Consider the following 522-nt stretch of genomic DNA (forward strand, 5'->3'; position numbering starts at 1 on the left):
CCTTTTTGGAGCCAGCCGCCTAAGGTGGGACAGATGATTGGGGTGAAGTCGTAACAAGGTAGCCGTATCGGAAGGTGCGGCTGGATCACCTCCTTTCTATGGAGAATTGATAAGCGATGCTTATCAATATAAGTTTCCGTGTTTCGTTTTCGTTTAGTTTTGAGAGTTCAATTCAGTATTGACTCTTAAATGAGGATATGATATAAATAAATCCTGCAATTTGTATGGGCCTATAGCTCAGCTGGTTAGAGCGCACGCCTGATAAGCGTGAGGTCGATGGTTCGAGTCCATTTAGGCCCACCATACATTTTGGGGCCTTAGCTCAGCTGGGAGAGCGCCTGCCTTGCACGCAGGAGGTCAGCGGTTCGATCCCGCTAGGCTCCACCAAAAAGCTATTTTAAATAGCAAATGGTATGTTCTTTGAAAACTAGATAACAGTGTAGCTCATATTTTTTAATTTTTAGTTTGGTTAAGTTAGAAAGGGCGCACGGTGGATGCCTTGACACTAGGAGTCGATGAAGG

Annotated in this window: 2 tRNA genes and 1 rRNA gene; all 3 read left to right on the plus strand. The window is 45.0% G+C overall.

Annotated elements, in window-relative coordinates:
- Nucleotides 1-96: ribosomal RNA gene (locus MR136_RS28290) — 16S ribosomal RNA — on the plus strand; the annotation flags it as partial.
- A gap of 130 nt (nucleotides 97-226) precedes the next feature.
- Nucleotides 227-303 (plus strand) — tRNA-Ile (locus tag MR136_RS28295).
- Between the two features lie 8 nt (nucleotides 304-311).
- Nucleotides 312-387 (plus strand) — tRNA-Ala (locus MR136_RS28300).
- Nucleotides 388-522: the final 135 nt, after the last annotated feature.

The organism is Bacillus cereus group sp. BfR-BA-01311 (genome assembly GCF_022664295.1).
GTDB lineage: Bacteria > Bacillota > Bacilli > Bacillales > Bacillaceae_G > Bacillus_A > Bacillus_A cereus.